Genomic DNA, 8,106 nt, shown 5'->3' on the forward strand with positions numbered 1-8,106 from the left:
AATCCGGCGCAGGTGCGCAGAGACCAGTCTACGGGCCGGACCCGAACCGATTCGAAATATTTTCGGAAGAGGCCCAGGAATTGTATGAGCAGGTCCGAGATCGGGAACCGAATTTCGCTGGGACCGGAAACAGGGTGCATCTGGTTGATACGAGCGCGGGCCCAGCTGTGGTCAGATCAAAGAAAGAACAACCGCTCGTGATTTTCTTGAAGAAATGGATGCCCGAGAATACGGCCATAGAAGACGCACGTGAGTGCGGCGTGAGAACACCTAAGATCCTCTACGCAGGGGTAGACCCGGCTACCGGCACGGATTTCACAATCATGGAGTATATTCCCGGTAGAACGCCGGATTTCAATGATCCCGAGGTGATGAATTGGTTACCTGATCTTTTAGATCAGGTACAGTTGATGTCCTCGCATTCCGTACCGGCAGGAATGGAACTCGATATTCCAGGGTGGCAGCAGCAGATGATCCAGCATGCCGACGACGCGTATCACAACCTGCCACAGGATCAGCTGTCGAGGCTCCGCCAACTCGGGATCGGGCCATTGTTGGAGTATATTCGGCCGGACCTCAGTCGTGCGGGCGAACCGGTTGTCTTTGCCCACAACGACCTTTGGCCGCCCAACCTTCGGCTCGATGACCATGGGAAATTGTGGATCCTTGATTGGGAGCTTGCCGGACCCAGTGATCCGCTATTTAACGCAGCGTTCTCACTCGAGCGTTTGAGCTTGCCGGACGAGGCGACTCGCGCTCGGGCCACTGAGATGTGGATCGAGCGGGTGTCGCCTGCGAATCCTGCCGTTGATACCGAAGCAGTCCTTCGCATGTACGGCGCTATGAGAGAGTGGAGAAAAATGGTGATGTACGTTGAGCCAACGCCGCGTAGCGTTGCCGAGGACCCAAGCCGCCTCGAGGAACGGGTCAACTGGTACCACCAGTCATTGTCGCGATTGTCTCGACTTTCCGAAACTGAGCCTGGCATTTCGCGAGACGAATTGCAGACACTGCTCCTCAGATGGGCTGAATTAGCCTGAAGGGGCAGGGACATCGATCCGGTGGACTTGTTCGATCTGAGACCGATAATGTAGCGGTATCAGCAGATCGCGTTGCCCGTTGGGGTTCTGGTCGGTGGTCGATACACGCCCGTAGCCGATTCTCACGCCTCGGTAGTCGTGCCAGTTCGCGAGTGTCTCTCCAGCGTGGCTGCGGTCTACCCCACACGGACGGGTACGGTGTCCCAACTGTTCGACTCGGGGTTCCAGCGGCCGGCGGTGACTTCGCCGCAGAGCAACGGGTTCACGCAACGGCCGAGGACCAGCAGGGCTTCGTCCAGACGGTGGAGGGCCGCGGAGAGGATGGTGGTCGCGGCGAGCCCAGGGTACTCGGATTCCCACCGCGGGCCGGGTACGTGCACGGCGGAAGGCAATTCGAGTGCGGCGCGGCATTCGCGTTGTTTGTCGAGCGCGGCGCAGGTAGATGCCGCATCGAACTCGAAGTTGCCGATGATCAGCAACAGGTCTGCAAGGTCGCGCCAGCGTGTTGACGGAATCCGGTCGGGACCGTGGTATTCGGGGTCCCGGTAGTAATCGCGCGAAAAACAACGAAGTTGCCTTGACCAGCGGCGATGGCGGGATTCGGGGTGCCGGGTAGGTGGGGTGCCGTGGCTGCTATGCCCGTGGCGTGGGGCCGCTGATGATGCGGTGGATGGTGGAGCGGCCGACGCTGTATTCCTGGGCGAGGTCGGCCAGGCTCGCGTTGTCGTCGGGGTCGTGGTAGCGGCGGTGGATCGTTTTCCGTGCTGCCAAAGGCAGTTTCGGCTGTTTACCCTTGAGGCGGCCTTTCGCGCGGGCCTTGGCCATACCTTCGCGGGTGCGTAAGTGGTTGAGGTTGGCCTCGAATTCGGCGACCATGGCGAGGGTTTGCAGGAAGAGCTTGCCGAACGGGTCAGCCCAGTCGTAGATCGAGCTGCCGAGCCCGAACAACACGTCGCGCTCGCGCAGGCTGGTGAGGATCTCGCCGGCCTCGGCCATGTTACGCGCGAACCGGTCGAACTTCGTCGTGGTGAGCACGACCTGCCGGTCCGTGACCGCTGCGGCGGCGGAGGTGACCGCGGTGAGCGCGTTGTCCAGCCCGGTGCGGTTCTTTCGGGTGGTGCCGGAGAATCCCTTGTCGATGAAGATCCGCTCGCGTGGCACTGCGAGGGCGAGCAGTTGCTCGGTTTGGATCTCGACGTCTTGCTCGTCGGTGGAGCAACGCACATATCCCACACGGAAGGGCTCGATCACCGTGCGATCGTTCCATATGACGGGGGTTCACCGGAACAGTTCGCGGAACACCTTTACGGAACACCGTGGCCAGGGTCGGAATCCTGCGGCCGTGCTGTTCCGTTGAGCGATCGGCCTACGGAACAGCTACACAGCAACACTGTTCCGGCCTTGCCAGCAAACTCAGGCAACACGCGGAGGCTACAGGCGTAGCGCCGAGCGCATCAAAGTGTCCAATTCCTTGCCCAGATCGCGGACATCGAACTGATTCTCGAAGAGGACCACTACTTCACCGACAGCCAGTTCGGGCGACGAACACAAGGCGGTGTCGAAGCCGTTGCCTGTCAACCACAGCATCGATGTCGAGTCGATGACATCCTCGCGGTTCCAGTCGGGGATGGCACCCAGCCAGCCCGCCCATGTTGCGAAAGTCGACATATACGACGGCTGGGCAAGGCCGTAGGATTCGCCGTCGAGCATGGTGAACCCAGGGTGCACATCCGTGAGAAACCGGTGCACCGCCGGTGGCAGCGTCTCCCAGAAAGGTGGCGTCGGTCCGGTGAATGTGTGCGGATCCCATCCCACCCACACCACCGTGTCGCCGTCGGCGTCTTCGACGAAGTACAGCAGAGCCTGACCCTCCGAGTGCCATCGGCAGACGTGCACGTCACGCAGTCTGGCATGCAGTTCTGAGGCGAAATCCGGCACCAGATCCAGGAAGTCGGAATTCCAGCGTCGCAGCGCCAACCGCACCCGCTCCTCACGATCGCCTGCCATGTCGATCTCATGGAACGGTGCTGTCGCATGGGCGTCCGGCACATCGAACATGAACACGATCGGGCCGTCGCCTCGATCGCCACCCAACAGTTCCTCGAGTTTGTGCGCGCCCGAGACCATCGATGGAGCACCGAATTCGAGCTGGTCGAGCAACCGCGAGTCGCCCGCGGCGGCCGATGAAACCGCGCGGTGCAGCTCCGATCGCACCCGGTTCTCCAACTGCACCTGCTCGGCCTGGTAGTCCGGGTCGATCCCTGTCAACAGGGCGGCACTGCGGCCGCGTTGCATCCAGTACACCGGCCGTGACACCCACTGCATGATTGCTGGCGTGTGGGTGACATGCCACATCTGCTCCGGGGTGAGATCGGTGAATCCCGGGATCTGCACGAGCTCCGACAGCGGGATGATGCGCGCCGCGACGACTGCGGCTTCGAACTTGCCCGGGCCGATCTGCCCCCCGTACCGTAACTGCCCCTGCATAACCTCGAACCTTTCTCCGACCGACAGCGTCACAACGGAAAGGTTTGCTCAGATGGCCCGAACGCGCCGCGTCATGGCCTGGAACTCCCGAAGCTGTCATGAAGTGCAAAGTAGGGCAGGACTCCCGACGCTGGCCTCCGCCGCAAAGTAGCTCAGGTTGTTGAGGCAGTGGGTTTGGCAGCGCGGGGGCGACCGCCGACTGAGTCCTTGTCGAGGTGTCCGTAGAGGGTTCCGCGTTTGACGCCGAGGATGTCGGCGATCTGCTGTCCGGTGTGCTTGCCCTCGATGTAGAGCCGTTGTGCTTGCTCGACCTGGTGGGCGGTGAGTTTGGCGCGACGGCCGCCCTTGTGTCCGCGGGCGCGGGCGGCGGCCAATCCGTCTTTGGTGTTGGCGACGATCAGTTCTCGTTGGAGTTCGGCGAGTACGGACAGCATCCCGAACATGGCGCGGCCTTCGGTAGTGGCGGTGTCGATGCCCTGTTCGGTGACCTTCAACCCGATGCCGCGTTCTTGGAGCTTCGCTCCGAGTTGGATCAGGTTCAGCACGGAGCGGCCGAGCCGGTCGAGTCGGGTGATGACGATGGTGTCGCCCTTGCGGGCGATCTTGAGTACCAGGTCCAGCTTCGGCCGTGAGGCTTTCGCGCCGCTGGCCTTGTCGATGTGGATGTCCTCGGCGGCGACGCCAGCCCGCACGAGTGCGTCGATTTGGTGGTTGGGGTTCTGGTCGGCGGTCGACACCCGCCCGTAGCCGATGAGCATATGTCGAAAATATCCGATTCGAAGCGTTTGCCGACGTTGAAATCCGGCACGGGCTTCCGACAGTCGTCATCTGGGCGTTTGAGTAGGGCTGTCGAGTGTCGGTAGACGTTCGTTTGTCGACACTCGACAAACGTGGTCGGCCTACATCTGGTGGAACAAGTGCGCCCGCCCGGAGTGTCGGTGGTACATGCCAGGGTGTCGGCATGGCAAAGGATCAGATCACGCTCGACGCCGGCTTAATCACGGGGCGCGGCAACACGCTCAATCCGTTCGTCGTCGTAGAAGGCGCGGCCGGCTTCATAGCGTTCGCCGAGGAGGTCTTCGACGCCAGTGAAGTCGCGGAAGCACGAACACCGACGCCGACGGGCAAACTGATTCACGCCGAACTGCGCATCGGTGATTCCCTCTTGATGATTGCCGACGCGCAAGAAGGCTGGCGGACGCACTCCGGCCTGTTTCAGATCTGGACCTCCGACATCGAGGCGATGCTGCGGCGCGCTGTCGATCGAGGATCGGTGATCGTGACCCCTGCGACACCGTTCTACGGATCAGTGACGCTTGCTCGCATCGAGGACCCGTGGGGCAATCTGTGGTGGGTGTACCAGCCCGCTCCAGGGCAGCCGGACCCGAAGCCGGCGTGGGAGGGTGGGCCAGACACTATTTTCCGTACCATCGACGAGTACATGCGTTCCGCCCGCTGAGCGCATCGAGGCCGCTACGCCGCTCTGGCCAGATCCAGACGACGGTTCATGTCGAGCATGAACCGTCCGTAGGGGTTGATGTTGCTCCAGAACAACGCCGACAAGCCTCGACGCTCGTCCTCGCCCATCAATTCCCGGAACGCCGGGTCTTCGAGGACGGTTTGTAGCAGCAGGGTCTGGATGTAGACCAGCGAGGATTGCAGTAGGTGTAGGGCCAGCATCGACACCTCAGCGTGTTCGCGGTCGGGGCCGGCCAGAGCGGCGTCTTTGCCGTAGAAGATGAGTCCGTTGCCGGAGTTCCAGTTCTCCACGACCTGCAACCCGCTGTTGATCTCGCGGCGCAACTCCTCCGACGCGAGATATTGGCAGGCGAAGATCGTGCGCACAGCCCGGCCGAGCTCTTCCAACGCCTGATAAGTCGGATGTTTTGGACCCCCGCGGGTGAATCGACGCAGGATCGACTCCGACTCGGCGGTGCCCAGCCGTAACGCGGTGGCGTACTTGACCATTTGGTCGTATTGCTGGGTGATCAGCTCCCACTTGATCGGTCTGGTCAACACCGAACCGAGATGCCCGTACACCGATTTGTCGTCGGGCCGGTACAGGCGGATGCTGCCGATGTTCTTCAGCCTGGGCAGCAACCGGAACCCGAGCAGTTCGGTGAACGCGAATCCGACGATGCTCGCCCCGTGAGTGTCGACGTAGTTGGAGGCGATCTCGGCGTCGGTGCAATGACGCAGCAGACCTTCGATCATCGCAGCGACTTCTGACGATGAACACGACTTGAGCTGGGAGTAGATGCAGGCGCGGTGGCGTTCGACGTGCCAGTAGATCATCACGCCGGGTCCGCCGTAGCGCTGGTGGTACTCGGTCATGAAGTTCGACTCCCAGGAGCCGAACTTTTTCGAGTCGCTGGCGCACGCGGTGCCGGTGCCCCACCAGTCCGGGTCGCGGTCGGCGAAAGTCGCGTTGACCAGCTTCGCTATCGCGCGGCGCAGGTTGTCGCGGGTGACGAAGTGGCGCCGCACGTGCCGCAGCATCGGCTCGGTTTCCTCGTGCTCGCCGGTGTTCACGATGGCCTTGATGCCCATGTTCGTTCCCAACGCGAACAGCACCAGCAGCAACCTGCGGCGCAGGGTGTCGCGATCCATCGACTCACGCGAGGCCACCGACGTGAACTCCGGGGTGAAATCGGTGAGCAAGTCGGCTTCCTTGAGCATGTCGAGCAGGTCGATAGTGCCCCACCGCCGCGACACCTCCTCCTTGACCTTCACCAGGTTCTCCGGCTCGGGCAGCTTCTCCAGCTTCGGGACCGCGATCCACGGGTCACCCTTGCGTTTGCTGATCCGCACCCCGCCCGTCGTACCGGTGGCGAGCCCTTTGTCCAAGCCATCCAGGGCAGCGGTCATGCGCTCGCGCAGATCGGCGATGAAGGCGCTCGAATCCAACGGCTGACGAATCGCCGCATAGTGGACCTCGCGGGCTTGGTCGAAGTCGCCGGGCAGATCATCCTCCGGGTTGCGCCACCGGTTCGCGCCCTCGACATAGATCTCACGTCGGCGCAGCGCATCCCGCAGCGCGACGAGTACACACAGCTCATAGGGGATGCGTTCGACCTTGCCTTTCTCCTCATCGACCACCGCCTCACGCCATGCCTTGGGCACCACGCCGTCGAGCGGCGCAAGCGCGTGCTTGTCGTAGAACCGGACTTTGCCGTCGATGGTCGCGTAACGCTGCAACAGCTCCAATGCGACCATCACCGGCCGATAGGCGGTGTTGTTGCAGCGGAAATCCAACGCTGCCAGCAGTGGCGGCAGCATCCGCCGGTAGTGATTGGAGTACGAGCCGCGAAGCACAGTTCGGACCCGCTCCTGGAAGACCTGCTCGTTGGCTTTAGCCTCCTTGACCAGCTCCCGCAGCGTCTTCTCGCCGACGACAGGGAATAACGCCTCTCGAACGATGCCGTCGGGGTGGTCGACGGCCGCTTCGGCCAGCTTGAACAGGAGGCCCTCCTTGCCGCGGACCCGACGAAGATCGGCGGTCAATTCTCGTTCCACCCGCCGGTCGGCACGGGCGTTGATCGTGTGGACCAGGCTGATCAGCAACTCCACCAGGGCGTCGGTGATCTCCGAGGACCGCATCCAGCACAGCGCCGCCAACAGGGTCAACCGGACCGGCTCCGGGGCCTCCCGCAGGTCGGAGGGATATGTCCGGGCCGCACGTGCCCGCCATGCGTCGACGAGCTTCTCGCTGGCGTCGACGAACAGATCCGGCGGCAGCTTCAACGACCGCACGGCCGTCAGCTTCTCGATCTCCCGCAGCAGCGTCTCCAAGCTCACCTTGCCGGGATCGGACTTCAACTCGGCCAACAGATTCCGGCCACTCGCCAACCGGCCAGCATTCTCCGCGATCAGCCCGTTCAACGCTTCCACCGACGCCGGCGTCAGCCGCGACACCGTGCGGTCGCAGAACCGTTTCTCGAATGTCGCTCTCGCCGAACCGATGATTCGCTCGATCCGGGTCGGCGGCTCGATCAGCTCTGTACGGCACTGAATCAGCAACGCCTGCCGAAGCTGTTCGTCCCGCAACTCGACCGGACACACCTCATTAGCCAGCCAACCAGCCAACTTTTCCTCATCCGCAAGAGTGAACTCACGGAAGCCGAAGGACACGCGGATCTGCTCCCGGTGATATTTCACCGAACGACCCGACCACGGGTAGTCGGCGAACAACTCGGCGTCGACCTTCACCTGCCCAGCCAGATACGCGACAGCCGGAACCGGAACCTCATCGGCCCCACGCGGGAACCGCGCCTCGATCTCGAAGAACTTCAGCAACACCGCGAACCCGAGACGGGTCGCACCAGACTTGTTGCCCACCAACCGCCAGTCCTTCCCGACCAGCGTCCACGACCCGACCACATCCTCGGGCGACCACTCTTGACGCACAAGCCGAAACCGTAAGGCAGATCGTCAGTTACCGGCGCGTCCTACTTTGCACTTCATGACAGCTTCGGGAGTTCCAGGCCTTGCCGGTCGGGTCCATGCTCATGATGGCCAGGTACACGCATTTCAGGGCCGCGGCCTCGGTCGGGAAATGACCGCGCGCCTTGACCGCGCG

Annotated in this window: 7 protein-coding genes; 2 read left to right on the forward strand and 5 right to left on the reverse strand. The window is 62.5% G+C overall.

Features of this window, described 5'->3' with window-relative positions; translation table 11 throughout:
• Positions 1-1,040, forward strand: a 1,040-nt coding sequence (locus AB0B25_RS31620) for a phosphotransferase (RefSeq protein WP_357187394.1), incomplete at its 5' end; no start/stop codon positions are given.
• A gap of 176 nt (positions 1,041-1,216) precedes the next feature.
• Here the strand turns inward: AB0B25_RS31620 and AB0B25_RS31625 are convergent.
• From AB0B25_RS31625 to AB0B25_RS31640, 4 genes are all read right to left on the reverse strand, one after another.
• Positions 1,217-1,519, reverse strand: coding sequence for a hypothetical protein (locus AB0B25_RS31625; RefSeq protein WP_357187397.1), 303 nt, complete (start codon positions 1,517-1,519; stop codon positions 1,217-1,219).
• A 154-nt stretch (positions 1,520-1,673) separates the two neighbouring features.
• Entirely contained in the window at positions 1,674-2,291 is a 618-nt protein-coding gene (locus AB0B25_RS31630; protein WP_357187400.1) for a recombinase family protein, read from the reverse strand.
• Positions 2,292-2,471: 180 nt separating this feature from the next.
• Positions 2,472-3,527 (reverse strand): hypothetical protein, encoded by a 1,056-nt coding sequence (locus tag AB0B25_RS31635; protein ID WP_357187403.1) that lies wholly within the window; start codon positions 3,525-3,527, stop codon positions 2,472-2,474.
• 152 nt (positions 3,528-3,679) lie between these two features.
• Positions 3,680-4,285, reverse strand: coding sequence for a recombinase family protein (locus tag AB0B25_RS31640; protein ID WP_357187406.1), 606 nt, complete (start codon positions 4,283-4,285; stop codon positions 3,680-3,682).
• Positions 4,286-4,488: 203 nt separating this feature from the next.
• Between AB0B25_RS31640 and AB0B25_RS31645 the strand changes: the two genes are divergently transcribed.
• Positions 4,489-4,986, forward strand: a complete 498-nt coding sequence (locus AB0B25_RS31645) for a VOC family protein (RefSeq protein WP_357187408.1) — start codon at positions 4,489-4,491, stop codon at positions 4,984-4,986.
• Between the two features lie 14 nt (positions 4,987-5,000).
• Here the strand turns inward: AB0B25_RS31645 and AB0B25_RS31650 are convergent, their stop codons facing one another.
• Positions 5,001-7,934 carry a Tn3 family transposase gene (locus AB0B25_RS31650; protein ID WP_357187410.1) on the reverse strand — a complete coding sequence of 978 codons (2,934 nt, stop codon included), beginning with the start codon at positions 7,932-7,934 and terminating at the stop codon, positions 5,001-5,003.
• Between the last annotated feature and the right edge of the window lie 172 nt (positions 7,935-8,106).

It is taken from the genome of Nocardia sp. NPDC049190 (assembly GCF_040648115.1).
In the GTDB taxonomy this organism is placed as follows: domain Bacteria; phylum Actinomycetota; class Actinomycetes; order Mycobacteriales; family Mycobacteriaceae; genus Nocardia.